This is a genomic window from Variovorax atrisoli (assembly GCF_014195185.1).
In the GTDB taxonomy this organism is placed as follows: domain Bacteria; phylum Pseudomonadota; class Gammaproteobacteria; order Burkholderiales; family Burkholderiaceae_C; genus Variovorax; species Variovorax atrisoli.
On record NZ_JACIBG010000002.1, the window covers coordinates 647,307 to 672,200 of the forward strand.

Sequence of the window (24,894 nt, forward strand, 5' to 3'; positions counted from 1 at the left end):
TTTCTTCTTCTTTTCTCTTTCACCGCAGCTTCAGCGTCGAAAGGCCCACGAGACACAGCAGCATCGTGATGATCCAGAAGCGCACCACGACCTGCGTCTCGCGCCAGCCGCTCTTCTCGAAGTGATGGTGCAGCGGCGCCATCTTCAGCACGCGACGGCCTTCGCCGAAGCGCTTCTTCGTGTACTTGAAGTAGGTGACCTGCGCCATCACCGAGATCGCCTCGACCACGAAGATGCCGCCCATGATGAAGAACACGATCTCCTGGCGCACGATGACCGCGATGGTGCCCAGCGCGCCGCCCAGCGCCAGCGCGCCCACGTCGCCCATGAACACCTGCGCCGGATGCGTGTTGAACCACAGGAACGCCAGGCCCGCGCCGGCCATGGCCGAGCAGAACACCAGCAGCTCGCCCGAGCCGGGGATGTTGGGGAACAGCAGGTACTTGGAATACACCGCGCTGCCCGTGACGTAGGCGAACACGCCCAGCGCCGAGCCCACCATCACCACCGGCATGATCGCCAGCCCGTCCAGGCCGTCGGTCAGGTTCACGGCGTTGCTCGCGCCCACGATCACCAGGTAGGTGAGGATCACGAAGCCGATGCCGCCCAGCGGATAGCTCACTTCCTTGAAGAAGGGCACCAGCAGGTTGATCTTGGGCGGGAAGTCGAGGTCGAAGCCCGACTGCACCCACGCGAAGAACAGCTGCACCACGCGCCAGTTGGAGCTCTCCGAGATGCTGAAGAGCAGGTAGAAGGCCGCGATCAGCCCCACCACCGACTGCCAGAAATACTTCTCGCGCGAGCGCATGCCCTCCGGGTCCTTGCGCACCACCTTGCGCCAGTCGTCCACCCAGCCGATGGCGCCGAAGCCCATGGTGACCCACAGCACGATCCACACGAACCTGTTGGAGATGTCGAACCACAGCAGCGTGGCGAAGGCGATCGAGAACAGCACCAGCACGCCGCCCATGGTGGGCGTGCCGCTCTTGGTGAGGTGCGTCTCCATGCCGTAGCCGCGCACCGGCTGGCCGATCTTGAGCGCAGCGAGGCGGCGGATCACGTAGGGGCCGGCCACCAGGCCGACCACGAGCGCCGTCAGCGCGGCCATCAGCGCGCGGAAGGTGAGGTACTGGAAGATGCGCAGGAACCCGAACTCGGGCGACAGCGTCTGCAGCCATTGGGCCAGTGTCAGCAGCATGTGGTTTCGCGCGGCTCATGCGTCATGGCCGCCCTCCTCTTGTTGTTGTGGTTGTTGTTGTCGTGCCTGCTCGACGACCTGCACCGCGCGCTCCATCTTCATGAAGCGCGATCCCTTGACGAGCACGCTGCCGGCCTGCGGCAGGCGTGCGAGCACGGCCGCGGCGAGCGCGTCGAACTCTTCGAAATGGCGCCCGTCGGCACCGCCGAAGGCGGCGACGGTGTGCGCCGTCGCGGCGCCCAGCGTGTAGACGGACTCGATGCCGCGCAGGCGGGCGTGCTCGCCCACCTCGGCGTGGAACTCGGGCGAGCGGTCGCCCACCTCGCCCATGTCGCCCAGCACCAGCAGGCGCGGGCCCGGCAGCGCGGCGAGCACGTCGATGGCGGCGATCACGGAATCGGGGTTGGCGTTGTAGCTGTCGTCGACCAGCGTGATCGCATGGCCGCCCGGCAGCGCGAGCTCGCTGGCACGCGAACGGCCCTTGACCGGCTCGAAGGCCGACAGCCCGGCGCCGATGGTCTCCAGCGGCACGCCCGCCGCGAGCGCGCAGGCCGTCGCGGCGAGCGCGTTGACGACGTTGTGCCGGCCCGCGATGTGCAGCCGCGCATCGAAGGCGCCTACCGGCGTGCGGATGCTCACGGCCCAGGCGCCCTGCTTCCATTCGGCGCCCAGCAGCGAGATGTCTGCATCCTCGTGCTCGCCGAAGGTCAGGCAGCGGCGCGGTCCACCGGCGTGGGCCATGTCGGTCCACAGCGGGGTGAACTCGTCGCCGTACGGGAAGACGGCCGTGCCGTCTTCCGGCAGCACCGCGAACACGGCGGCGTTCTCGATGGCCACCGCCTCGACGGTGGCCATGAATTCCTGGTGCTCGCGCTGCGCGTTGTTGACCAGCGCGATGGTCGGGCGCGAGATGGCCGCCAGCCGCGCGATCTCGCCCGGATGGTTCATGCCCAGCTCGAGCACCGCGCGCTGGTGCTGCGCGCGCAGGCGCAGCAGCGTGAGCGGCACGCCGATCTCGTTGTTGAAGTTGCCCGCGGTGGCGAGCGAGCGCTCGGCCCGGAAGGCGAACAGCACGGCCGCGATCATCTGCGTGACCGTGGTCTTGCCGTTGCTGCCGGTCACGGCGATCAGCGGCAGGTCGAACTGCGCGCGCCAGCCGGCGCCGAGGGCACCCAGCGCGGCCAGCGAATCGGCCACTTCGAGGCCGGCGAGGCCCGCGGCCTCCAGGCCGTGGTGCGCGATGGCGGCCACGGCGCCCTGCCCCTTGGCTTCCAAGAGGAAATCATTGGCGTCGAAGCGCTCGCCCTTGAGCGCGACGAACAGGTCGCCGGGTGCGAGCGTGCGCGTGTCGGTGTGCACGCGGGCGATGACGATGTCGCCGCTGCCCACCAGGCGCGAACCCGGAATCCATTGCTGGATCCGGGCCAGGGTGATGTCCAGCGGTGTCGTGATGCCGGTCATGCCGCGCCCCCCCTCTTCGCCAGCGCCTGCAGCGCATGGGCCTTGTCCGAGAACTCGATGCGCTGGCCGGCGATTTCCTGCCAGGCCTCGTGGCCCTTGCCCGCGATCAGCACCACGTCCTGCGGCGCAGCCTGAGCGATCGCGTCGGCGATGGCGGCCGCGCGGTCGGGTTGCACCCGCGCCGCGTCGGGGCGCGAGAAACCGCGCAGCACCTGGCTGATGATCGCGTCGGGCTTCTCGCTGCGCGGGTTGTCGCTGGTGACGATCACGCGATCGGCCTGGCGCTCGGCGACGGCGGCCATCATCGGGCGCTTGATCGGGTCGCGGTCGCCGCCGCAGCCGAACAGGCACCACAGCGCGCCGCCGCGCTGCTTCGCCAGCGGACGCAGGCCGATCAGCGCCTTGTCGAGCGCGTCGGGCGTGTGGGCGTAGTCGACCACGGCAAGCGGAGCGCCTTCGCCGGAGCCCGCGCGGTCCATGCGGCCGGGCACGCTGGTGAGGTTGGCACAGGCGGCCACGGCCTGGGCCAGCGTGAGGCCCAGCGCGCGCAGCGTGCCGAGCACGCCCAGCAGGTTCGAGACGTTGTACTGGCCGATGAGCCCGGTCGACAGGCGCTCCACGGCAGCCGTGCCGTGCTCGGCCACCGAGAACTGCAGGCCCTGCGCGTCGTAGCCGATGTCGCGCGCCATGAGGCGGGCCGGCTTACCGCCGGCCGAGACGGTCCAGACGTCGAGCGCGCCGATGCCGGCGTCGATCAGGTTCGCGCAGAGGCTGGCGCCGTGGGTGTCGTCGATGTTGATCACCGCGGCGCGCAGGCCGGGCCAGCGGAACAGCTCTGCCTTGGCCTGCCAGTAGGCATCCATGCTGCCGTGGTAGTCGAGGTGGTCCTGCGTGAAGTTGGTGAACACGGCCACCGCGATCTGCGCGCCGTCGAGGCGGCGCTCGGCGATGCCGATGGACGAGGCCTCGATGGCGCAGGCCCCGAAGCCGCGCGTGACGAGCGAGCGCAGCTCGCGCTGCATCATCACCGGGTCGGGCGTGGTGAGGCCGGTGTAGGTCAGCTCGGGCGGCACGCCGATGCCCAGCGTGCCCATGACCGCGCAGGGCGACGGGGCGTCGCGCTGCATGGTGCCGTCGGGCTTCATCACGCGCACGCCGCCGGCCACGCGCAGCGTGGAAAGCGATTCGGCCAGCCACCAGGCGGTGGAGGTCTTGCCGTTGGTTCCCGTCACGGCCAGCAGCTCGAGCATGGCCGAGGGGTTGTCGTAGAAGGCCGAGGCGATCGGGCCGGTGGCGGCCTTCAGGCCGGGGTAGCTCACGATGCGCTCATCGCCGTCGAAGCCGAAGGGCTCGACGCCCTCGTGCTCCACCAGGCACACGGCGGCGCCCTGCGCGAGCGCGGACGCCACATGCTTGCGCCCGTCGGTGGCGGCGCCCGGCCAGGCGATGAACACGTCGCCCGCGCGCACGGCGCGGCTGTCGGCGTGCAGGTCGGCCTGCGGCGCACGCTCCTTCAGCCAGGCGGCGGCCAGTTGGGGGGAAGTGAAGGTCAGCATGTTCAGAAGCTCTCGTCGACGCCCTGCGTCATCACAAGCGGTTTGACCGCCAGGTCGGGCGGTACGTTCATCATGCGCAGCGTCTGCTGCACGACCTCGCTGAACACGGGAGCGGCCGCCAGGCCGCCGAAATACTGGCCGTCGCTGGGCTCGTCGATCATCACCGCGACGATGATGCGCGGCTTCTCGATCGGCGCCATGCCGGTGAACCACGCGCGGTACTTGTTGCTGGCGTAGCCCTTGCCGACCTGCTTGTGGGCCGTGCCCGACTTGCCGCCGACCGAATAGCCGACCGTCTGCGCACGCGTGCCGGTGCCGCCGGGGCCGGCGGCCATCTGCAGCATCTTGCGAACCGCCAGTGCATTGGAAGGCGAGAACACGCGCACGCCGTTCGGCGGTTCGGCGTTCTTCAGGATCGTCACCGGGATGAGCGAACCGTCGTGCGCGAAGGCGGTGTACGAATGCGCCATCTGGAACAGCGAAGCCGACAGGCCGTAGCCGTAGGCCATGGTGGCCTGCTCGACCGGCTTCCAGGTCTTCCAGGGACGCAGGCGGCCGGTGACGGCGCCGGGGAACTGGATCTGCGGCTTCTGGCCGTAGCCCAGCGCCGTGTAGGTGTCCCACATCTCGTGCGGGCTCATCTTCTGGGCGATCTTGAGCGCGCCGACGTTGCTCGACTTCTGGATGACGCCCTCGACCGTCAGCGTGCCGTAGTTGTGCGTGTCGCTGATGGTGAAGCCGCCGATCTGGTAGCGGCCGGGGCCGGTCTCGATCAGGGTCGAGGGCTTCACGCGGCCGGCTTCCAGCGCCATGGCCACCGTGATCGGCTTCATGGTCGAGCCGGGCTCGAAGGTGTCGGTGATCGCGCGGTTGCGAAGCTGCTCGCCCGTGAGGTTCTGGCGCTTGTCGGGCACGTAGCTCGGGTAGTTGGCCAGCGCCAGCACCTCGCCGGTAACCGAATCGAGCACCACCACGCTGCCGGCCTTGGCCTTGCGCGCGGTCACGGCGTCGCGCAGCTTCTGGTAGGCGAAGAACTGCACCTTGCTGTCGACGCTGAGCTGGATGTCCTTGCCGTCGACCGGGGGCACGGTCTCGCCCACGCCCTCGACCACGCGGCCGAGGCGGTCCTTGATGACGCGGCGCGAGCCGGCCTTGCCCGCCAGGTCCTTGTTGAAGGCCAGCTCGATGCCTTCCTGGCCGCTGTCCTCCACGTTGGTGAAGCCCACCACGTGCGCGGCGGCCTCGCCCTCGGGGTACTGGCGCTTGTATTCCTTGCGCTGGTAGATGCCCTTGAGGTTCATCGCCGCGATCTGCTTGGCGATGGGCTCGTCGACCTGGCGCTTGATCCAGACGAAGGTCTTGTCCTCGTCCTCCAGCTTCTTGTCGAACTCCTTCTGCGGCATCTCCAGCAGCTTGGCCACCTGCTTGAGCTTGGCGCGCACCTCGGGGTCGTCGCGCTCGATGTCCTCCGGGATGGCCCAGATGCTGGGCGCCACCACGCTCGAGGCGAGGATGAGCCCGTTGCGGTCGAGGATGCGGCCGCGGTTGGCCGGCAGCTCCAGCGTGCGCGCGAAGCGCACCTCGCCCTGCCGCTGGAAGAAGCTGTTGCCGATCACCTGCACGTAGGCCGCACGCCCGGCCAGCACCAGGAAGCCGAAGGCGATGCCGGCGACGATGAGCTTGCTGCGCCACACCGGCGTCTTGCTCGCGAGCAGGGGGCTGGTGGTGTAGCGCACGCTGCGGTTGCCTCGGCTCATCGTGTGGCCCTCGCTGCGGCGGCCGGCTTGGCCGCCGGCCTGGTGGTGGCGGTCGCCGGTGCAGCCGGCGCCACGGGCGCGACCGCGGGAATCACCGAGCCGTCGGGGCGCACGTACTGCGTGATCGCCGGCGAGGTGGTGCGCATCTGCAGCTGCTCCTTGGCGAGCTTCTCCACGCGCAGCGGCGTGGCCTGCGCGCGCTTCTCGACCTGCAGGCGGTCGCGCTCGGTCTCGAGGCGGCGGGCGTCCTGCTGCGCGCGGTCGAGCTCGGTGTAGAGCTGGCGCGACAGGTACTGGGTGTGCACAAGGTACAAAGCCGTCGCGATGACGGCCAGCAGCAGGAGCAGGTTGATCCGGGCCATGTCAGCGTCCCTTTCTTTCGAAGGACACCGCGGAACCTGCTTTGCCGGGCCGCTGGTGCTGCCGCCGGAAGGGGGGCGACGATGCGACACGAAGCGCGCGAAGGCTGGAGACGGGCTTCATGCAGCCTCCGTGCGTTCAGCGACGCGAAGGATGGCGCTGCGCGCCCGCGGATTCCCGCTCACCTCGGCTTCGGAGGGCTTGATGCGCTCCAGCGCGCGCAGCTTCATGGCCTTGGGCGCGGCGAAAGGCGCGCGGCGGTCGTAGACCTCCTTCGAATGCTTCGCGATGAACTGCTTGACGATGCGGTCCTCCAGCGAATGGAAGCTGATGACCGCGAGCCGTCCGCCGGGCTTCAGCACCGAAAGGCTGGCTTCTAGCGCCTGTTGCAGCTCTTCAAGCTCGGCGTTGATGAAAATCCGAAAAGCCTGAAATGTGCGCGTTGCAGGGTTCTGGCCCGGCTCGCGGGTTTTGACCGTGCCAGCCACGAGCTCGGCCAGTTCGGTGGTGGTTGAAATTGGGCCCCGTTCTTGTCGGCGAGCAACAATCGCCTTTGCAATCTGAACAGCAAACCGTTCTTCGCCATAGTCACGGATCACCTCTGCAATCTGCTGTAGTTCGGCCGTCGCCAGCCACTCGGCCACGCTCTCCCCGCGCGTGGTGTCCATGCGCATGTCGAGCGGGCCATCGAAACGAAAACTGAAACCGCGCACCGGGTTGTCGATCTGCGGCGAGCTCACGCCCAGGTCCATGAGCAGGCCCGCGACGCTCGCCTCGGGCAGCTCGCCGATCGAACGGAATCCCTGGTGCCGGATGGAAAAACGCGCATCGGAGATGCGCGCTGCTTCGGCCACTGCTTCCGCATCCTTGTCGAACGCGATGAGCCTGCCTTCCGGCGCCAGCCGCGCGAGGATCGCGCGCGCGTGACCTCCTCTTCCGAAGGTGGCGTCCACGTAGGTGCCAGCAGCCGCGGAGCTGCCGGATAGAAGAGCTTCCACCGCCTCGCCGAGCAAGACGGTCGTGTGGGTCCAGGGCGTGTTCACGGTGCCCCTCAGAACGCGAAGTCCTGGAATACGTCCGGCATCTCGCCCTGGGTGGCCTCGGCCTCCTTGGCCTCGTAGGTGGCCTTGTCCCAGAGTTCGAAGTGGTTGCCCATGCCCAGCAGCAGCGTCTCGCGCGTGATGCCGGTGGCCGCGCGCAGCTCGGGGGAGACGAGGACGCGGCCGGTGCCGTCCATCTCGACGTCCATGGCATTGCCCAGGAAGACGCGCTTCCACCACTGCGCCGACATCGGCAGCGCGGCGATGCGCTCGCGGAACTTCTCCCATTCGGGACGGGGGAACACCATCAGGCATCCGTGCGGATGCTTGGTGATCGTGAGCTGGCCGCCTGCCGTCGCGCTCAGGACGTCACGATGCCGGGTCGGCACGGAGAGCCGCCCCTTGGCATCCAGACTGAGCGATGAAGCGCCTTGAAACACGACCACGAAACCCCTGTGTTGGGAGTGCTGCGGCACCCGGAAGGGGCACTAATCGCACTTTTTCCCACTTAACTGCACTTTTTTGCACTGTAGCAGGAAACACTTCGGAAGCAACTGGCCGTTTGGGCTATTTTTTGTAATGGAATCAACGACTTAGCGCCGATTCCAAATCCTTGGAACCGGCGAATTTCGTTGAAAATGAAGTACTTAGCTCACGCAATGAAAGTGATGCGTGAAGGATTCCCCCGTTACAGGGGGAAGAGAAGCGGCTTCAGAGGATGAAGCGCGAAAGGTCTTCGTCGTGACTTAGTGCCGCAAGGCGCTGGTCGACGTAGGCGGCATCGATGCGGATCGATTGCCCTTCGAGGCGGGTCGCGTCGAAGCTTACCTCATCCAGCAGGCGCTCCATCACGGTCGACAGGCGCCGTGCGCCGATGTTCTCGGTGCGCTCGTTCACCTCGAAGGCGATGGTGGCCAGCCGGTTCACGCCCTCGGGCGTGAATTCGAGCGTCACGCCCTCGGTGGCAAGCAGCGCCTGGTACTGCTTGACGAGCGATGCGCGCGTCTGCGTGAGGATGCTCTCGAAGTCCGCCACCGAGAGCGACTGCAGCTCCACGCGGATCGGAAAGCGCCCCTGCAGCTCCGGGATGAGGTCGCTGGGCTTGCTCAGGTGGAAGGCGCCGCTCGCGATGAACAGCATGTGGTCGGTGCGCACCACGCCGTACTTGGTGCTGACGGCAGTGCCCTCCACCAGCGGCAGCAGGTCGCGCTGCACGCCCTGGCGCGACACGTCGGAGCCCTGGGCTTCGCTGCGGGTTGCGACCTTGTCGATCTCGTCGATGAAGACGATGCCGTTCTGCTCGGCATTGGCGATCGCCTGCGTGCGGATCTCGTCCTCGTTGACCAGCTTGGCCGCTTCCTCGTCGGTCAGCAGGCGCATCGCCTCGGCGATCTTGAGCTTGCGCGTCTTGCGCTTGCCGCCGCCGAGCTGGCCGAACATGCCGCGCAGCTGCTCGGTCATTTCCTCCATCCCGGCCGGGCCCATGATCTCCAGCGGGGCGCGGGTCTCGGCGAGGTCGAGTTCGATCTCCTTGTCGTCGAGCTGGTGCTCGCGCAGCTTCTTGCGGAAGGCCTGGCGGGTGGCGTTGCTGGTGTCGGTCGCGGTGGAGGTGCCGTCGGCGCTGCGCGCCTGGGGCAGCAGCACGTCGAGGATGCGCTCCTCGGCGGCGTCCTCGGCGCGCGCGCGCACCTTGATGCTCTCGGCCTCGCGGGTCTGCTTGACGGCGATCTCGGCCAGGTCGCGGATGATCGAATCGACGTCCTTGCCCACGTAGCCCACTTCGGTGAACTTGGTGGCCTCGACCTTGATGAAGGGCGCGTCGGCCAGGCGCGCGAGGCGGCGGGCGATCTCGGTCTTGCCCACGCCCGTGGGGCCGATCATGAGGATGTTCTTCGGGGTGATCTCGTGGCGCAGCTTCTCGTCGACCTGCTGGCGGCGCCAGCGGTTGCGCAGCGCGATGGCCACCGCGCGCTTGGCGGCCGGCTGGCCGACGATGTGGTTGTCGAGCTCGGAGACGATCTCCTGGGGGGTCATGGACATGGTCAGAGCGCTTCCACCGTGTGGTTCATGTTCGTGTAAATGCAGATTTCTCCGGCGATCGCCAGCGATTTGCGCACGATCTGCTCGGCCGAAAGCTCGGTGTTCTCGATCAGCGCCTTGGCCGCCGACTGGGCATACGCGCCGCCCGAGCCGATGGCGATCACGCCGTCTTCGGGCTCCAGCACGTCGCCATTGCCGGTGATGATGAGGGAGGTGGTGGCGTCGGCCACGGCAAGCATCGCTTCGAGCTTGCGCAGCACGCGGTCGGTGCGCCAGTCCTTGGTGAGCTCGACCGCGGCGCGGGTCAGGTGCCCCTGGTGCTTCTCGAGCTTGGCCTCGAAACGCTCGAAGAGCGTGAAGGCGTCCGCCGTGGCGCCCGCGAAGCCGGCAAGCACCTTGCCGTGATACAGGCGGCGCACCTTGCGCGCCGAGCCCTTGATGACGATGTTGCCGAGAGTGACCTGCCCGTCCCCGCCGATGGCGACCTGGTCGCCCTGGGGGGTCTTGCGGCGCACGCTCACGATGGTGGTGCCGTGAAACTGTTCCATCGCAGCCATCTGGGGGTGCGCGACGGCAATGCAACCGCCGCAAGGCGGCGCGCTTTTTAGTTTTTCCTAACCGCCACGGTGGCGTGATCGGCTATGCCTACCAGGTTGAACAGCGCCGCGATGAGCCGGTGCGCATCGACGAACTGAACGCGCTCGCCGTTGGCGTCGCGCGCTCGAACCCAGCTCAGCAGCGTGCCCGCGGCGGCGAGGTCCATGCGCAGCAGCGCCGCGCACGAGATGACGGGCGCCGTGGTGTGGCGCAGGTCGTGGTCCAGCCGCTGCCAGCACGACAGCGACTCGCCGCGCAGATCGCCTGCCAGCGCGGCGAAGCCGCTGTCGGTGGAAGGAAAGCTCTCGGAATCGCCGCCGACTGACAGCAGCGACCAGACCGAGCTCGGCCGGCTCGCAGGCGGTGCAGCCAGCGTGGTGCATTCGCCCTTCGGGTCCTGCCAGGCGGGCGGCGACACCTCGTAGGTGATGCAGTAATTGAGCGCCACCAGCTCGAAGTCGTCGGGCAGGTGCATCAGGCGCAGCGCTGCCAGGTGCAGCTGCCACCAGACGTCGTCGATGCTGCGCTCGTTGTTGGGCGCGGCTTCGGACAGCACCGCCAGCAGCTGCGCCGAGCCCATGAATCGAAGCTGCACGGGCGAATCGGCCCAGTGGTTGAACAGCACGCGCAGCGGCGCGGCAGCCTCGGGCTCTATGGCCTGCAGGCCGCGCCAGTCGAGCGTCCACACGGGGCCCGCCTTCGACAGCGCGCGCGTCAGCTCGATGAGGCCCTCGCGCGCCAGGCGGGCCGGGCAGGTCCAGTCGGCGGAAGCGCCGCCTTCGGTGAGGCCGGCAGCCTCCTCGCTGGCGGTGACGGCCTTGACGCTGCGCGCCAGTTCCTCGAGCGAGACCCAGTCGGGCCCCATGCGGCGCATGCGCTGCGCATAGCGCATGCGCGCGGCGGCGAACTTGGCGGCATCGCCGGTGGCACGGTACAGGTCGAAGAGTGCGCGCCAGCGGTTGTCGTCGCGCTCGTTGGTTGCGTCGCTCGCGCTCTCGACGGGCGACACGCTGTCGGGCGGGGAAGCCAGGGCCTGCAGCAGGATCGCCTCGGCGCCGGTGTCGTCGCCGTGGGCGAAGCGGATCACGGCCTCCTCGAGCGCGCCGTCATGGGCCAGGCGGGACGACATCAGCGGCACGCCGGGCGCCACGGCCGGCGCGGCATCGGGCTCGGCGCCACCCTGCGGCGCCTCCACCGCCAGGGATGGCGGCGCGGGCTCCGACAGCAGTTCGTCGGTGTCCACCGGCGGCAGGGTCTCGGCGCCGGCCTCGGGAGGCGGGTTCACCAGCGTCTCGCCATTCGGCCCGCGCCCCTTCCACCACTGCTGCGACATCTGCTGCTCGATCTCGTCGATCTTCTTGAGCGTGAGCGCGCGGCCCTCCAGCCTCTCGGAGGAACTGTTGACGTTGAAGGAGGACGGCGTGACCGTCGCCTCGAAGGCATGCGCGGCGGCCTCGCGCTGGCGCAGCTTGCGCAGCATGTCGAACTCGCGCCGGCGCACGAAATCGTTGCGCTGGCGCCGCTCGATCATCTCCTTGAGCATCTCCCGGCTGTAGGTCTGCGCGGGCAGCGAGGAGTCCGAGGCCGCATTGGAGGAGGAAGGCGCGTCCAGCTCCGACCAATCCTTGAGGGGATTGCGGACAAACTTGGCCACCTTGGACAGAAGGCGGCCCGTATCTTCCTTTGGCATTCGGAAAAGGCTATCGAAGACGCTGGCTCTTATCTACCTCGGAGTGCTTCAGTCCCCGAACATCTTCTGCTTCAGCTCGCGGCGCTGCTGCGCCTCGAGCGACAGCGTCGCCGTCGGGCGGGCCAGCAGGCGGCCGACACCGATGGGCTCGCCGGTCTCGTCGCAGTAGCCGTAGTCGCCGGCGTCGATGCGCTGGATCGACTGCTCGATCTTCTTGAGCAGCTTGCGCTCGCGGTCGCGGGTGCGCAGTTCGAGGGCATGTTCCTCCTCGATGGTGGCGCGGTCGGCCGGATCGGGAACGACCACCGTGTCTTCACGCAGGTGCTCGGTGGTCTCGCCGGCGTTCTCGAGGATGCCGCGCTTGAGCGCTTCGAGCTTCAGGCGGAAGAACGCCATCTGCTTTTCGTTCATGTACTCGTCGTCCGGCATCGCGATGACTTCGGCATCGGTCAGTTCGGCGGGCGATTTGGTTTTCCAGTTGTTGGCCAGTTTCGGATCTTTCTTGATGGCGAGGGGCGGCGGAGGCACCAGCGCGTTGGAATGGGTCGGGGAGAAGGTGGACTTGGCGGCCGTCGACGCCACCGACTGCGGCATCGAGGGGACGGTCAGTTGCGACAGCCGGGACACGCGGCCGCCACGCGCGGCGGGAGCTGGCGCGGGGGTTTGGGCGGGCATCGAGGGTGTCGCCGGAGCGGAAGTGGAGGCGGCAGCCGTTTTTTTCATGGGGATCGGGGGAACAGAAGAAACAGCCGCAGGACGGCCGACAGGTTTGGATGACGATGCGCCCGCGTCCGCGCTCTTCGTGGCGGCAGTTGCAGGCTTGGCGGACTTCTTTGTCGCAGCGGTCGCGGCCTTGGCCGGCGGCGCTGCGGGCTTCTTGGACGGGGCGCTCTTCTCGCTCTTCTCCTTGGTCGCGGAACCGGAAGCCTTCGCGGCCGCAGGTACAGCCTGCTTCGCAGCCGGCGCCTTCTTGGCGGCGGGCTTGGTTGCTGGCGTGGCCTTGGCGGCGGGTTTCTTCACGGTGACTGGCTCCTTGGACGAACTGGAACGCGCTTTCACTGGGTGCCTCCTCCCATGGGCGCCCTTGCGGCCTCCGGCCGCACAGGCCCCCGTTGTCGGGGTGCCCGCCATGTGGCGAACCCCGGGGTTATACCCCCGAAAGCCCGCCAGAAACGTACGGCGCCCCATGCCGGAAGTCACATCTTGTCCCTGGGATCAGGACGTGGCTTGCGAAACAGGCGCGCGATTGTATAGAGAACTCGAAGGCGCGGGACATGTTCGGCGTGCCGTCCGACTCCGTTAGCATCGCGCGGCGCCGCCGGAGGGGGCGGCGCGCGGCTCCGGCGCCTTGTCCATATGGCGCCGGGGGCCTATCCGATCACTCCGATCGATCGCAAGACATACAAGAAAGCACGAGCCTTGAACAAGAAAGCAGTTTTGGGAGTCCTGGCCGCAGCCATCGCCGTCGCCTACGGCGGCAGCACCTGGTGGGCCGGTTCGCAGATCAAGTCGCGCTACGACGCCGCACTGGACGAGCTGCCGAAGCAGACCGCCCTGGTGCGCGTGACCGAGCGCAAGTACGAGCGCGGCTTCCTGGGCGCGGTCAGCACCGTCACGCTGGAGATCGGCTGCGCGGCCAATGCCGCGGCAAGCGCGCAGCAGCCCGCCGCCGACCCGGCCGAAGACGAAGAAGAGCAGGCCGAGGAAGACGGCGACTCCGCCATCAAGCCGCCGAAGCAGCTGCGCCTGACCATCCGCGACACCATCCACCACGGCCCGCTGGCCGGCGGCACGCTGGCGGCCGCCACCATCGACAGCGAACTGGTGCTCGACGACAAGGCCCGGGCCGAGGCGAAGAAGCTGTTCGGCGAGGCCAGGCCCCTGTCGGCGCGCACCAAGGTCGGCTTCGATGGCGCCTTCACCACCGACCTGACGGTCGCGCCCGCCAAGTTGGCCGAGGACGGCAAGGGCCGCCTCGACTGGCAGGGCGTGCAGGCCCGCGTGGAGGTGAACGCCGCGCGCACCCACGCCCGCTACGACCTGAGCATGCCCGGCCTCGACTTCAGCGACGCGAAGAGCGGCGTGACCATGAAGATGGGCAAGCTCGTCGCCAAGGCCGACCTGGACAGCAGCGCCGGCTGGTTCCTGGCCACCGGCAAAACCGAGGGCCGGCTCGACACCCTGGAATTCACCGTTTCGAAGAAGGCGGCCGAGGACGGCGCCGAACCGCCGAAGGCGCTGCCGCCCGTCGTTCTGCAGGGCATCGACCTGGTGGGCGACGCAAGCATCAAGGACGGCCTCTACGCCTCCACCGGCACGCTCAGGGGCACCGGCAAGATCGGCAATACGAAGATCGACAAGTTCGAACTGACCAGCGGCGCGCGCCGCATCCACGGCGCCGGCTACAGGAAGCTGGCCGACGCATGGATGCAGTCCAGCGCCGCCAACAGCTGCGGCAAGGGCGGCAGCAAGGCTTCCCAGGCGGCCATGCAGGCGCTGGTCGAGCAGCTCACGCCCGACCTCAAGGCCATGGCCAAGTACGCGCCCGAGGCCGGCATCGACAAGATGCTGGTCGAGATCGACGGCAAGCGCGCCGAGCTCGGCTACTCGGCCGGCATGGCCGGCGTGACGGACGAAGACCTGCAGCTGCCGGGCACGGCGCTGATGATGAAGCGCGGCGTGCTCAAGGCCCACGCGCGGCTGCCCATGAAGTGGCTCGAGAAGCTGGCCGAGACCGGTGCAGAGAGCGGCCAGACGCCCCCGCCCGAAATGGTGGCCGGCCTGGTCGAACAGGGCGAGCAAAGCGGCTTCGTGAAGCGCGACGGCGACGACGTCACCGCCCAGGTGGAGTTCAGCGAAGGCGCCCTGAAGGTCAACGGCAAGCCGCTGGGCGAGGCGCCCGGCATGAACGGCTCGGGCAAGTAGCCGGGTTCGTCGGGAAACACCGTGGAACCGGCTTTGCCGGGCCACCGGTGTTGCCCCCTGAAAGGGGGTTGGCGCAGCGACACGAAGTGCGCGCAGCCTGGGGGTCAGCCTAGACCAGGCACTGCTCCAGGCCCTGCTCCAGGATCTCGCGCGGCAGCTCGATGCCGATGAACACCATGCGGCTCTGGCGCGCCTCGTCCTTGCCCCATTCCGGGCCCAGGTCGCTGCCCATGAGCTGGTGCACGCCCTGGAAGATCACCTTGCGCTCGGTGCCCTTCATGTTCAGCACGCCCTTGTAGCGCAGCATGCGCGGGCCGTAGATGTTGACGATCGCGCCCAGGAAGTCTTCCAGCTTGGCAGGGTCGAAGGCGCGGTCGGCCTTGTAGACGAAGCTCTTCACGTCGTCGTCCACGTGGTGATGGTGGCCATGGCCGTCGTGCTTGTGCGAGGGGTGGTCGCAGTGCTCGCCATGCTCGTGGTCATGGTGGTGATGATCGTGGTCGTCTTCCTTGAGGAAGTCGGGGTCGATGTCGAGCTTGGCGTTCAGGTTGAAGCCGCGCAGGTCGAAGATGTCCTTGAGCGGCACTTCGCCGAAATGCGCCTTCTGCTGCGGCGCGCGCGGGTTCATGTGCTTCAGGCGGTGGATCAGCGCGTCGGTCTCCTCGGCCGAGACCAGGTCGCTCTTGCTGATGAAGATCTGATCAGCGAAGCCCACCTGGCGGCGCGCTTCCTGGCGGTCGTTGAGCTGCTGCGGCGCGTGCTTGGCATCCACCAGCGTGAGGATCGAGTCGAGCAGGTAGCTCTCGGCGATCTCGTCGTCCATGAAGAAGGTCTGGGCCACGGGGCCGGGGTCGGCCAGGCCGGTGGTCTCGATCACCACGCGGTCGAAGTCGAGCAGGCCCTGGCGCTTCTTGGCGGCCAGCAGCTGCAGCGCCTCGCGCAGGTCTTCGCGGATGGTGCAGCAGACGCAGCCGTTGCTCATCTGCACGATCTGCTCCTTCGACTCCGTCACGAGGATGTCGCTGTCGATGTTCTCCTCGCCGAACTCGTTCTCGATGACCGCGATCTTCTGGCCGTGGGCCTCGGTCAGGATGCGTTTGAGCAGCGTGGTCTTGCCCGAGCCGAGAAAGCCGGTGAGGATGGTCGCGGGAATGAGGGCCATGGGGAAAGTGCTCCGGAAGCGGAAAACGGGAAATGGGGGCCGTGGAAGGCGCGGCCCGGCAGTTTAGCCAATGCCACTGAGTTGCGTTGCCGGCAGGGTCAAGCGCCGTTCAGGCAGGCTTCCTGACCACCACCAGCCCCTTCAGGTATTCGCCTTCCGGGAATTCGATGGTCATCGGATGGTCGGGCGCAGCACCCAGCCGCTCGGCGATGTAGCCGTCCACGCCCGCATCGAGCCCCGCCGAGGCCACGATCTTGTGGAACAGGTCGGCGCTGATGCCGCCCGAGCACGAGAAGGTCAGGAGCACCCCGCCCGGCTCCAAGATCTTCAGCGCCAGCCGGTTGATGTCCTTGTAGGCCCGCGAGGCCCGCTCGGCATGCGCCACGGTGGGCGCGAACTTGGGCGGATCGAGCACGATGGCGTCGAAGGTGCGGCCCTGGTCGATGAACTCGCGCAGCACCGTGTTGACGTTCGCGTCGAGGAACTCGGCCTCGATGCCCTGCCCGCCGGCGGCATCGAAGCCGTTGAGCGCCAGATGCCCCCTCGCCCGCTCCAGCGCCGGCAGCGACGAATCGACCGACACCAGCTGCGCGCCCTCGAGCGCGCCCGCGGCCTTCAGCCCCGCCAGTGCCGCCACGGTGAACCCGCCCGTGTAGCAGAAGCAGTTCAGCACGCGCCTGAAGCGCCGGTGCTGCGCCAGCTCGGCGAAGCGCTGGCGGCTGTCGCGCTGGTCGAGGTAGAAGCCGGTCTTGTGGCCGGTGGCGACGTCCAGCGACAGCTTCCAGCCATGCTCGCGGATGACGATTTCGGTCGGCCCTTCGCCGCGCAGCCAGCCGGTGACCGGCTTCAGGCCCTCGCGCTCGCGGCCGCTCGCGTCGGAGCGCTCGTAGAGCTTCGAAAGACCCGTGGCCTTCAGCAGCGCATCGGCCAGCGCGCCCTTCCAGCGCTCCACGCCGGCCGAGAGGAACTGCGCCACCAGCGTGTCGCCGTAGCGGTCGACGATCAGCCCCGGCAGTCCGTCGGCCTCGCCGTGCACCAGCCGCACGCCGTCGCTCTGCAGGTCGAACAGGCCTCGCGCGGCCACTGCGCGGGCGCACAGCGAGGCGAGGAAGGCCGCATCGATGCGCTGCGTCTCGGTGAAGCTCCAGGCCCGCGCGCGGATCTTGGAAAGAGGGCTGAAGGCGGCCCATGCGAGAAAGGTGCCGTCGTGCGATTCGACGCGCACCGTCTCGCCGGAGTCGGCGCCGCCGCGCGCGATGGCGGATTCGAACACCCAGGGATGGCGGCGCTGCAGCGAGCGCTCCTTGCCGGGCTTGAGGCGAAGGGTTTTCATTGTTTCTTGTCGCTTACTTGTCTTTGTCTTCGCGGGCCTTGGCCCGCGGATGCGCCGCGTCGTAGACCTTGGCCAGGTGCTGGAAGTCCAGCCGCGTGTAGACCTGCGTGGTCGCGATGCTGGCGTGGCCAAGCAGCTCCTGCACCGCGCGCAGGTCGCTGCTGGACTGCAGCACGTGGCTCGCGAAGGAATGGCGCAGCATGTGCGGATGCACCGGCGCCGAGAGGCCGGCCTTGAGGCTGCGCTCGCGCAGCAGCTTCCACACCGCCTGCGACGACATGCGCATGCCCTTGGCGCTGATGAAGAGCGCGGCCGCGGACTGGGGGTCGCGCAGCCGGGCGGTGGTGAGCCCGGGGCAGTCGCCGCGCACCGCGAGCCAGTCGCGCAGCGCTTCGCCCGCCTTGCTGCCGATGGGCACGATGCGGCGCTTGCTGCCCTTGCCGAGCACGCTGGCCTCCATCGCATCGAGATCGACCCAGCCGCGCGCCGTGGCGCTGGCCTGCGCGTCGAGCCCGGTGAGCTCGCTCACGCGCAGGCCGCAGCCGTAGAGCACCTCGACGATGGCGCCGTCGCGCGCCTCGGTCCAGGGGTCGGCCTCGGGGTCGTACAGCTCTGCGAGCCGAACCGCGTCGTCCACGCCCAGCGCCTTGGGCAACGGCCGGCCGGCCTTGGGCGCGTGCACGTCCTGCACCGGGTTGAAGCCGACCAGCCCTTCGTGCCCCAGCCAGCGGTAGAAGCTGCGCCAGCACGACAGCACCAGCGCGATGCCGCGCGGCTCGCGCCCTGCGCCGTGCAGCTGCGCCATCCAGCGGCGGATGTGGGCGGTCTGCACGCGGTCCAGCGGCAGCTTCGCCTCGGCGGCGTGCTCGCGCAGGGACTGCAGGTGGAAGGCATAGAGCTCCACCGTGCGCGCCGCGAGCCGACGCTCGACGCGCACGTGCTCCAGGTATTTCTCGATCCAGTCCATTTGCTCAGCGCAGGGCCAGGCTCAGGAATGCCGCGGAACCGGCTTTGCCGGGCCGCAGGTGTCGCGCCCGGCGAGGGGTTAGGCGGAGCGACACGAAGTGCGCGAAGCCTGGGGGCGCACTAGAAGAGGTAGCCATGGGCCGCATTGTTGATGATGGCCGCCGGCTCGCGCAACGCACCCTTGGAGAAGGGCCCGAGCGCCTGCCAGCAGGACGTGGGCGCTGCCGCGTACTGCACGTCGAAGCTCTTGTCGAAGCCGCTCATCTTCACGAGACGCTCGACGCGCCACAGATGGAAGGGCTCCGACACGATGACCACGCGGCGTACCCCCGCGGCCAGCAGCAGCGGGCGCGACAACGACAGGTTCAGCCTCGTGGACGTCGATGCGGGCTCCAGCACCATCGGCCCGGTGAAGCCCGAGGCGATGGCGTGCTCGCCCATCGTGATGGCCTCGATGCGGCTGTCCTCGGAATCCACGCCGCCCGAGAAGGCCAGCTGCCTCACGAGCCCGGCCTTCGCCAGCGCCAGGGCCGTATCGACACGACCGGTCAGGCACGGGTGCGGCTTGCCGTCGAGGTACGCGCGGCTGCCGAGCACCAGCGCCGCGTCGGCCTGGCGCCGGGGCGGATTCGCGAGCAGGTCTTCGGAATGCCGCCAGTTGAACGCCCCGATGGCCGCATACACCAGCAGCACGCCCGCCAGCCCGCAGGCCAGCACGACCTGCCAGGGCCAACGCAGCCAGCGCGGGCGTTTCAAGGACGCAGCCGCGAAAGCGCGCCCGAGGCCAGCTCGGCGATGCGCTCGAGGAAGTCGGTGCCCATCTCGGAGTTGAAGCGCTGGGCGTCGGGCGAGGCCAGCACCAGCAGCCCGAAGGCCGGCGCCTCGGGGCCGGGGCGCAGCGGAATCAGCGCGATCGACATCGCGGACTGCGGCTCCGGCAGCCAGCTGGAGGCCTCGAAGCCCGAGTTCAGCCCGCAGTACGGCGAGGTCAGCGAGGTGGCCAGCGCCTTCACGTCGTCGCTCACCCACTGGGCGTAGGCCTCGTTGAGGTACTCGCCGCTGCAGTCCCATACCTTGATGGCCGTCTGCGGCACCAGGAAGAGCGACTGCAGGTCGACCGCGATGCGGTACGGCAGGCTGCGCGGGTCGCGCGTGGTCAGCAGGCCCGTGGTCCAGCGCTGCAGGCGGTCGGCGATGACGACGTTCTCGGTGCCGTGGCGCATCATGTCCATCAGGCGATGCTCCAGCGCCTTGATCTTCTCGCGCAGCATCTCGGCCTGGCGCTCCTGCAGGCTCACGGCGCGGTTGCCGTGCGGGCTGGTGAGCTGCACCTGCGCCAGCAGCTGCGCATGGCGCTCGAAGAAGTCGGGCGTGTTCGCCAGGTAGTTGGCGATGTCGTCTTCGGTGATCGGATTCATGGCGTTGGCGTCGTTGTTGTTGCTCGTGAATTGGGTCATGGCAGCTCCGGCACCTCGATGTCTCCCTCGAAGACCGTGACGGCCGGCCCGGTCATCAGCACCGGCTGGCCCTCCCCCTGCCACTCGATCGTCAGCACGCCGCCGTGCGTCTGCACGTCCACGCGGCGCTCCAGCAGCCCCAGGCGGATGCCCGCAACCACCGCCGCGCAGGCGCCGGTGCCGCAGGCCAGCGTTTCGCCGGCGCCGCGCTCGAACACCCGCAGCCGGATGTTGGAACGATCGACCACCTGCATGAACCCGGCGTTCACCCGCTGCGGAAAGCGCGGGTGGTGCTCGATCCGCGGGCCCTGCTCGGCCACGGGCGCGGTGTCGACGTCGTCCACCACCTGCACCGCATGCGGGTTGCCCATCGAGAGCACAGCTACGGAAACGATAGCGCTGCCGGCGTGGGTGCCGAGGGCCAGGTGCCACTTGTGCCACCCGCCCTCGGGCTGGGGGTCGAGCCCGGCGGGGTCGAAGGGCACGCGGGCGGGTTCGAAGATGGGAGCGCCCATGTCGACAGTGACGCGGCCGTCGGCGCCCATGCGGGGCTCGATCACGCCGGAGAGCGTCTGCACGCGCACCTGCTTCTTCCCGGTCAGCTGGTGTTCGCTGACATAGCGCATGAAGCAGCGCGCGCCGTTGCCGCACTGCTCCACCTCGCCGCCGTCGGAGTTGTGGATCACGTACTGGAAGTCGATGCCTTCGCCCGGCGAGGGCCGCACCGTGAGGATCTGGTCGGCGCCGACGCCGAAGTGGCGGTCGGCCAGAAAGCGGTATTGCGCGGCGCTGAGGCCCAGCGTGCCGCGTGTTTCGTCCAGCACGACGAAATCGTTGCCGGCTCCCTGCATCTTGGTAAAGCGGATTCGCATCCCGGGATTATCGCCACGGGCATCGCCCCTGGCGACCGCAGGCCCAAGCCGTCCACTGCAGGGCCCGGAGGTGCCCCCGGCCTGGATGACCAGGCGCCGGCCGTCTCAGAGACCGAGCAGCGTGCGACCCTCGTCGGCCAGCAGGTCGTGGGTTTCGGGATGCGTGCGCATGTAGGCGGCGAACACCGGGCACTTCGGAACGACGCGCAGACCGCGCTCGCGCGCGGAGGCCAGCCCCGCCAGCACCAGTTGCCTGGCGACGCCCTGGCCCTGCAGCGCCTCGGGCACCAGGGTGTGGACGAACGTGATGACGTCGCCCTCGAGGGTGTAGATCGCGACCGCGCGTTCGCCTTGCGACGCGAACTCGAAACGGTGCTTCGACGGATTGTCCTGAACGACGGGGGAAGAAGGCGTGGTCATGAAGAGGGTCTCGGTTGGGAAGGGAGGCGTCCGTGGGCGCACGCGCCGCGGACGCCCCGGGTATCGGGCGAACGATCAGGCCGGGATGAACGCCGCCAGATCGGCGTTGACCTGATCGCCCGCGTCAAAGCGCCAGGAAGTGATGCACCTGCGGCTTCTCGGGCCCGATGTGGAATCGCAGCGCCTCGCTCTGCAGGTCCGCGTCGGCGTGCGACACGCGGTGGTGCTGGCGCAAATGCTCGGCCCACGATTCGACCAGGAACCACTCCATCACGCGCTCCGGGTCGGCCGTGTGCTCGTGCACGCCCCAGGCGTAGGCACCGTCGCGGCGGCGCTCCATCGACAGGCGCTTCATCGCCTGCAGGAAGGCCTCGCGGTCGTCCTTGCGGATGCGGTACTCGACCTGGATCATCACCGGCCCGCGGTCGTGCGCCACCGGCTCGGCCAGGAGCGGCTCGGGCCAGTGGTGCGAGGCCTGCAGGTCGGCCTCGCCCGCCGGCAGCCGCACGCGGTGGAAGACGAGGCCCGCCACCACCAGCCCGATGGCGCCGGCCACCAGCGTCATCGGCACGCCGATCTGCTGCGCCACCAGGCCCCAGCCCAGGCTGCCGGCGGCCATCGCGCCGTTGAACACCGTCAGGTACACCGCCAGGCCGCGACCGCGCACCCAGTTCGGCAGGATCGACTGGGCCACGCTGTTGAGCGTGGTCAGCGCCACGATCCAGCCCAGGCCCAGCACCAGCAGCAGCACGACAGCCAGCCACTTCGGCGGCGCGAAGACCAGGCTGCCCATCACGGCCGCCGTGAGCAGCGCGGCCAGCAGCAGCATGCCGTCGGCATCGAGCCGGGCACGCAGCCGCGGCATCACCAATGCACCGCCGATGGCGCCCGCACCCACCGCACCGAGCAGCACGCCGTAGAAGCCGGCCGAGCCGCCGAGCATCTGGCGCGCCACCAGCGGCAGCAGCGCCCACACCGAACTGGCGAACTGGAAGAACACCGCCGCGCGCAGCAGCACCACGTGCAGCTCCTTGCTGGCGCGGGTGTAGCGCAGGCCGGCACGGAAGGCACCCAGGAAGTTCTCCGACAGCGCGGTGTCTTCGGCCGGCGGACGCTTCCACCACAGCAGCGCCGCGATCACGAACACGTAGCTCAGCACGTCGACGCCATAGGTCGCCGCCGCGCCGAAGCTCGCGAGGATCAGCCCGCCCGCGGCCGGCCCGATGGAGCGCGCGATGTTGATGCCCAGTGAATTGAGCGCCACGGCGCCCTTCAGGTCGGACCTTGGCACCAGCTCGGGCACGATCGACTGCCAGGTCGGCCCCATCAGCGCCGCGCCGATGCCGCCCACGAAGGTCAGCGCGATCAGGTATTGCACCGTGAGCGCGCCGGTGTGCGAGAGCACCAGCAGCGTGCCGCTGACCGCCGCGAGCACAAGCTGCACGAAGATCAGGAAGCGCCTGCGGTCGAGGATGTCCGACAGCACGCCGGCCGGAATGGCCAGCAGGAAGATCGGCAGCGTGGCCGCCGTCTGGATCAGCGCCACCGCCGTCGGGCTGGCCGACAGGTCGGTCACCAGCCAGGAGCTGGCCACGTCGCGCATGAAGCTGCCGATGTTGCCCAGCACCGTGGCTGCCCACAGCACCGCGAAGACCGGCTGGCGCAGCGGCGCGAAGGCGCCGGGCTGGTTCGGCAGAGGTGACGGATGCGGCGGCGTGGCCGCGCCATGCGAGGTGTCAGACATGTGCACGCTCCTTCAGGTCGAGCCAGGCGACGAGCAGGAAGCCGCCGACAAGGCCCAGGTGCTCGAAGAAGGAGTTCGCCGCCATGAAGCGCTCCTGCCCCACGGGCATCTGCCAGAAGCGCAGCGCCACGAAGGTCGCCATCAGCGTGAAGCCGGCCAGGGCCAGCGCACCGAGCCAGCGCAGCCGACCCGTGAGGATCATCGCGGCGGCGCCTAGCTCCAGCACGATCACGGCGATCGCCATCGGGCCTGCAGGCGACAGGCCGAAGTGGTCCATCTCGGCGATGGCCGCCGGGAAGTCGAAGGCCTTCTGCAGGCCGCCCTGCAGGTAGGCCGCGCACAGCAGCAGCAAGGCGACCCAGCGCAGCACGGGGGAAGTGGTCCAGCGCATGGTCATCCTCACACCGCCCAGCAGGCGCAGCCGAGGGCGCCCCAGAAGCTCTTCAGGTCGCCCACGGGCAGCTTGCTGCTCCAGGCCGTGGCGTGGCTGTGGCCGTGCACATTGCAGTTGTTGGCGCAGCCGCAGGACATGGCTGCATTGCGCATGACCTTCTGCAGCGGCGCCCCCTCCTTCTTGTCGGCCCAGCCGGCATAGCCCCCGAAGGTGCGCGCGGGCGACCAGTCGGGCATGGCCGGGGGCACCGAGCCCTCGTCGTGCGAGGCGAAGGGGCCGGCGCCGTAGACCACCTTGCCGCCCACCATCGTCAGCAGCGCGGTGGTGTCGGCGATGTCCGATTCGGGGCAGGCGAAGAAGTCGCGGTCGGGCACCACGAGGTCGGCGAGCTGGCCGGCCTGGATGCGGCCCTTCTTGCCCTCCTCGTTCGAGAACCAGGTGACGTTCTCGGTCCACATGCGCAGCGCCTGTTCGCGGTCGAGCAGGTTGCGCTGCGGCGTGATCTGCAGGCCGCCCACGGTCTTGCCCGTGACCAGCCACGACAGCGACACCCACGGGTTGTACGAGGCCACGCGGGTCGCGTCGGTGCCGGCCGAGACCTTCAGGCCGCGCTCCAGCATGCGCTTGACCGGCGGGGTGGCCTCTGCAGCGGCGGCGCCGTAGCGCTCCACGAAGTATTCGCCCTGGTAGGCCATGCGGTGCTGCACGGCCACGCCGCCGCCGAGCGCGGCGATGCGGTCCATCGACTTCTCGGAGATGGTCTCGGCATGGTCGAAGAACCAGTTCAGGCCGGCCAGCGGCGTATCTTTGTTGACCTTCTCGAACACGTCGAGCGAACGGCTGATGGTCTCGTCATAGGTGGCGTGCATGCGCCAGGGCCAGCGGTTCTGCGCCAGGATGCGCACCACGCCTTCGAGGTCGCCTTCCATCTCGGGCGCCATCTCGGGGCGCGGCTGGCGGAAGTCCTCGAAGTCGGCAGCCGAGAACACCAGCATCTCGCCGGCGCCGTTGTGGCGGAAGTAGTCGTCGCCCTGCTTGTACTTGGAGTTGGCGGTCCAGTTCAGGAAGTCTTCCTTCTCCTGCTTGGGCTTCTGCGTGAACAGGTTGTAGGCCAGGCGGATGGTGAGCTGGCCGTCGTCGGCAAGCTTGCGGATCACTTCGTAGTCGTCGGGATAGTTCTGGTTGCCGCCGCCCGCGTCGATGGCGCCGGTCACGCCCAGGCGGTTGAGCTCGCGCATGAAGTGGCGCGTGGAGTTGAGCTGGTAGTCGAAGGGCAGCTTCGGGCCCTTGGCCAGCGTGGCGTAGAGGATGGCCGCGTTGGGCTTGGCCAGCAGCAGGCCGGTGGGGTTGCCGGCGCTGTCGCGCACGATCTCGCCACCGGGCGGCGCGGGCGTGTCCTTGGTGTAGCCCACTGCGCGCAGCGCGGCGCCGTTGAGCAGCGCGCGGTCGTACAGGTGCAGGATGAAGACCGGCGTGTCGGGCGCGACGGCGTTCAGTTCCTCGATGGTCGGCAGGCGCTTTTCCACGAACTGGTGCTCGGTGAAGCCGCCCACCACGCGCACCCACTGCGGCGCGGGTGTGATCGCCACCTGGCGCTTGAGCATGTTCATGGCGTCGGCCAGGCTCCTCACGCCGTCCCAGCGCAACTCCATGTTGAAGTTCAGGCCGCCGCGGATGATGTGCAGGTGGTTGTCGATGAGCCCCGGCAGCACGCGCTTGCCCTGCAGGTCGATCACGCGGGTGGCGCCGCCGGCCAGCGGCAGCACGTCTTCGGCGCGGCCCACGCGGGTGAAGCGGCCGTCCTTGATGGCCACGGCGTCGGCCACCGGGTTGGCGCGGTCCAGGGTGGTGAAACGGCCGTTGTGCAGGATCAGGTCGGGGGTTTCGGTGTTGGTCATGTTGCTGGAAAGAGAGGCGACCGC

The 24,894-nt window shown here is 68.8% G+C and carries 22 protein-coding genes; 1 reads left to right on the forward strand and 21 read right to left on the reverse strand.

The features are described from left to right. Positions 1-19 precede the first annotated feature (19 nt). The 11 genes from mraY to dksA all read right to left on the reverse strand — a co-directional run bounded on the left by mraY (position 20) and on the right by dksA (position 12,830). A complete protein-coding gene (gene mraY, locus FHY06_RS09885) occupies positions 20-1,198 on the reverse strand; it encodes a phospho-N-acetylmuramoyl-pentapeptide-transferase (protein WP_019656756.1) in 1,179 nt (392 codons plus the stop codon). Between the two features lie 15 nt (positions 1,199-1,213). Beyond that, on the reverse strand, positions 1,214-2,659 hold the full coding sequence (locus FHY06_RS09890; RefSeq protein WP_184604702.1) for a UDP-N-acetylmuramoyl-tripeptide--D-alanyl-D-alanine ligase: 1,446 nt from the start codon (positions 2,657-2,659) through the stop codon (positions 1,214-1,216). Then, positions 2,656-4,215: a UDP-N-acetylmuramoyl-L-alanyl-D-glutamate--2,6-diaminopimelate ligase gene (locus FHY06_RS09895; RefSeq protein ID WP_019656754.1), complete on the reverse strand. Its 1,560-nt coding sequence runs from the start codon at positions 4,213-4,215 to the stop codon at positions 2,656-2,658. Before FHY06_RS09895 ends, FHY06_RS09890 begins: the two co-directional genes overlap by 4 nt. A 2-nt stretch (positions 4,216-4,217) precedes the next feature. Further along, the gene (locus FHY06_RS09900; protein WP_019656753.1) at positions 4,218-5,972 is read right to left on the reverse strand and encodes a peptidoglycan D,D-transpeptidase FtsI family protein; all 1,755 of its coding nucleotides are present in this window, start codon (positions 5,970-5,972) and stop codon (positions 4,218-4,220) included. Next, the gene (ftsL, locus tag FHY06_RS09905) at positions 5,969-6,334 is read right to left on the reverse strand and encodes a cell division protein FtsL (protein WP_132752224.1); all 366 of its coding nucleotides are present in this window, start codon (positions 6,332-6,334) and stop codon (positions 5,969-5,971) included. Before ftsL ends, FHY06_RS09900 begins: the two co-directional genes overlap by 4 nt. A 117-nt stretch (positions 6,335-6,451) precedes the next feature. Continuing rightward, entirely contained in the window at positions 6,452-7,375 is a 924-nt protein-coding gene (gene rsmH, locus FHY06_RS09910; protein ID WP_126182525.1) for a 16S rRNA (cytosine(1402)-N(4))-methyltransferase RsmH, read from the reverse strand. An 8-nt stretch (positions 7,376-7,383) separates the two neighbouring features. Next, positions 7,384-7,812 carry a division/cell wall cluster transcriptional repressor MraZ gene (mraZ, locus tag FHY06_RS09915; protein WP_026346603.1) on the reverse strand — a complete coding sequence of 143 codons (429 nt, stop codon included), beginning with the start codon at positions 7,810-7,812 and terminating at the stop codon, positions 7,384-7,386. Positions 7,813-8,083: 271 nt separating this feature from the next. Continuing rightward, positions 8,084-9,412: an ATP-dependent protease ATPase subunit HslU gene (gene hslU, locus FHY06_RS09920; RefSeq protein ID WP_019656749.1), complete on the reverse strand. Its 1,329-nt coding sequence runs from the start codon at positions 9,410-9,412 to the stop codon at positions 8,084-8,086. 2 nt (positions 9,413-9,414) lie between these two features. Continuing rightward, positions 9,415-9,960 carry an ATP-dependent protease subunit HslV gene (gene hslV, locus FHY06_RS09925; RefSeq protein ID WP_019656748.1) on the reverse strand — a complete coding sequence of 182 codons (546 nt, stop codon included), beginning with the start codon at positions 9,958-9,960 and terminating at the stop codon, positions 9,415-9,417. Positions 9,961-10,016: 56 nt separating this feature from the next. Beyond that, the gene (locus tag FHY06_RS09930) at positions 10,017-11,699 is read right to left on the reverse strand and encodes an STAS domain-containing protein (protein ID WP_184604704.1); all 1,683 of its coding nucleotides are present in this window, start codon (positions 11,697-11,699) and stop codon (positions 10,017-10,019) included. Positions 11,700-11,747: 48 nt separating this feature from the next. Continuing rightward, positions 11,748-12,830 carry an RNA polymerase-binding protein DksA gene (gene dksA / locus FHY06_RS34810; RefSeq protein WP_260310209.1) on the reverse strand — a complete coding sequence of 361 codons (1,083 nt, stop codon included), beginning with the start codon at positions 12,828-12,830 and terminating at the stop codon, positions 11,748-11,750. Between the two features lie 288 nt (positions 12,831-13,118). Here dksA and FHY06_RS09940 point away from each other — a divergent pair, with 288 nt between their 5' ends. Beyond that, on the forward strand, positions 13,119-14,624 hold the full coding sequence (locus FHY06_RS09940; RefSeq protein WP_260310210.1) for a YdgA family protein: 1,506 nt from the start codon (positions 13,119-13,121) through the stop codon (positions 14,622-14,624). A 109-nt stretch (positions 14,625-14,733) separates the two neighbouring features. Here the strand turns inward: FHY06_RS09940 and FHY06_RS09945 are convergent, their stop codons facing one another. The 10 genes from FHY06_RS09945 to FHY06_RS09990 form a co-directional block, all read right to left on the reverse strand. Further along, entirely contained in the window at positions 14,734-15,786 is a 1,053-nt protein-coding gene (locus FHY06_RS09945) for a CobW family GTP-binding protein (RefSeq protein ID WP_019656743.1), read from the reverse strand. A gap of 109 nt (positions 15,787-15,895) precedes the next feature. Further along, positions 15,896-17,119, reverse strand: a complete 1,224-nt coding sequence (locus FHY06_RS09950) for a class I SAM-dependent rRNA methyltransferase (protein WP_132796662.1) — start codon at positions 17,117-17,119, stop codon at positions 15,896-15,898. 13 nt (positions 17,120-17,132) lie between these two features. Beyond that, positions 17,133-18,086 (reverse strand): tyrosine recombinase XerC, encoded by a 954-nt coding sequence (locus tag FHY06_RS09955; RefSeq protein ID WP_184604706.1) that lies wholly within the window; start codon positions 18,084-18,086, stop codon positions 17,133-17,135. Positions 18,087-18,205: 119 nt separating this feature from the next. After that, on the reverse strand, positions 18,206-18,841 hold the full coding sequence (locus FHY06_RS09960; protein ID WP_184604709.1) for a YdcF family protein: 636 nt from the start codon (positions 18,839-18,841) through the stop codon (positions 18,206-18,208). Continuing rightward, positions 18,838-19,542, reverse strand: coding sequence for a DUF484 family protein (locus FHY06_RS09965; protein WP_019656739.1), 705 nt, complete (start codon positions 19,540-19,542; stop codon positions 18,838-18,840). The genes FHY06_RS09960 and FHY06_RS09965 overlap by 4 nt, the downstream gene beginning before the upstream one ends. Continuing rightward, a complete protein-coding gene (dapF, locus tag FHY06_RS09970) occupies positions 19,539-20,414 on the reverse strand; it encodes a diaminopimelate epimerase (protein WP_126182519.1) in 876 nt (291 codons plus the stop codon). The genes FHY06_RS09965 and dapF overlap by 4 nt, the downstream gene beginning before the upstream one ends. A 105-nt stretch (positions 20,415-20,519) precedes the next feature. Beyond that, entirely contained in the window at positions 20,520-20,834 is a 315-nt protein-coding gene (locus FHY06_RS09975; RefSeq protein WP_184604711.1) for a GNAT family N-acetyltransferase, read from the reverse strand. A 124-nt stretch (positions 20,835-20,958) separates the two neighbouring features. After that, positions 20,959-22,578, reverse strand: a complete 1,620-nt coding sequence (locus FHY06_RS09980; RefSeq protein WP_260310211.1) for an MFS transporter — start codon at positions 22,576-22,578, stop codon at positions 20,959-20,961. Continuing rightward, positions 22,571-22,969 (reverse strand): DoxX family protein, encoded by a 399-nt coding sequence (locus tag FHY06_RS09985; protein WP_184604713.1) that lies wholly within the window; start codon positions 22,967-22,969, stop codon positions 22,571-22,573. Before FHY06_RS09985 ends, FHY06_RS09980 begins: the two co-directional genes overlap by 8 nt. Before the next feature lie 8 nt (positions 22,970-22,977). Continuing rightward, a complete protein-coding gene (locus FHY06_RS09990; RefSeq protein ID WP_206169122.1) occupies positions 22,978-24,870 on the reverse strand; it encodes an amidohydrolase in 1,893 nt (630 codons plus the stop codon). Between the last annotated feature and the right edge of the window lie 24 nt (positions 24,871-24,894).

Bases quoted from the DNA above. Each gene is read 5' to 3' on its own strand.
- FHY06_RS09930 (WP_184604704.1), bottom strand. From the start codon at position 11,699: ATGCCAAAGGAAGATACGGGCCGCCTTCTGTCCAAGGTGGCCAAGTTT.
- FHY06_RS09965 (WP_019656739.1), bottom strand. From the start codon at position 19,542: ATGACCCAATTCACGAGCAACAACAACGACGCCAACGCCATGAATCCG.
- FHY06_RS09890 (WP_184604702.1), bottom strand. From the start codon at position 2,659: ATGACCGGCATCACGACACCGCTGGACATCACCCTGGCCCGGATCCAG.
- FHY06_RS09985 (WP_184604713.1), bottom strand. From the start codon at position 22,969: ATGCGCTGGACCACTTCCCCCGTGCTGCGCTGGGTCGCCTTGCTGCTG.
- FHY06_RS09950 (WP_132796662.1), bottom strand. From the start codon at position 17,119: ATGAAAACCCTTCGCCTCAAGCCCGGCAAGGAGCGCTCGCTGCAGCGC.
- ftsL (WP_132752224.1), bottom strand. From the start codon at position 6,334: ATGGCCCGGATCAACCTGCTCCTGCTGCTGGCCGTCATCGCGACGGCT.
- FHY06_RS09955 (WP_184604706.1), bottom strand. From the start codon at position 18,086: ATGGACTGGATCGAGAAATACCTGGAGCACGTGCGCGTCGAGCGTCGG.
- FHY06_RS09900 (WP_019656753.1), bottom strand. From the start codon at position 5,972: ATGAGCCGAGGCAACCGCAGCGTGCGCTACACCACCAGCCCCCTGCTC.
- FHY06_RS09945 (WP_019656743.1), bottom strand. From the start codon at position 15,786: ATGGCCCTCATTCCCGCGACCATCCTCACCGGCTTTCTCGGCTCGGGC.
- hslU (WP_019656749.1), bottom strand. From the start codon at position 9,412: ATGTCCATGACCCCCCAGGAGATCGTCTCCGAGCTCGACAACCACATC.
- mraY (WP_019656756.1), bottom strand. From the start codon at position 1,198: ATGCTGCTGACACTGGCCCAATGGCTGCAGACGCTGTCGCCCGAGTTC.
- dksA (WP_260310209.1), bottom strand. From the start codon at position 12,830: ATGGCGGGCACCCCGACAACGGGGGCCTGTGCGGCCGGAGGCCGCAAG.
- dapF (WP_126182519.1), bottom strand. From the start codon at position 20,414: ATGCGAATCCGCTTTACCAAGATGCAGGGAGCCGGCAACGATTTCGTC.
- FHY06_RS09990 (WP_206169122.1), bottom strand. From the start codon at position 24,870: ATGACCAACACCGAAACCCCCGACCTGATCCTGCACAACGGCCGTTTC.
- FHY06_RS09975 (WP_184604711.1), bottom strand. From the start codon at position 20,834: ATGACCACGCCTTCTTCCCCCGTCGTTCAGGACAATCCGTCGAAGCAC.
- FHY06_RS09895 (WP_019656754.1), bottom strand. From the start codon at position 4,215: ATGCTGACCTTCACTTCCCCCCAACTGGCCGCCGCCTGGCTGAAGGAG.
- FHY06_RS09980 (WP_260310211.1), bottom strand. From the start codon at position 22,578: ATGTCTGACACCTCGCATGGCGCGGCCACGCCGCCGCATCCGTCACCT.
- hslV (WP_019656748.1), bottom strand. From the start codon at position 9,960: ATGGAACAGTTTCACGGCACCACCATCGTGAGCGTGCGCCGCAAGACC.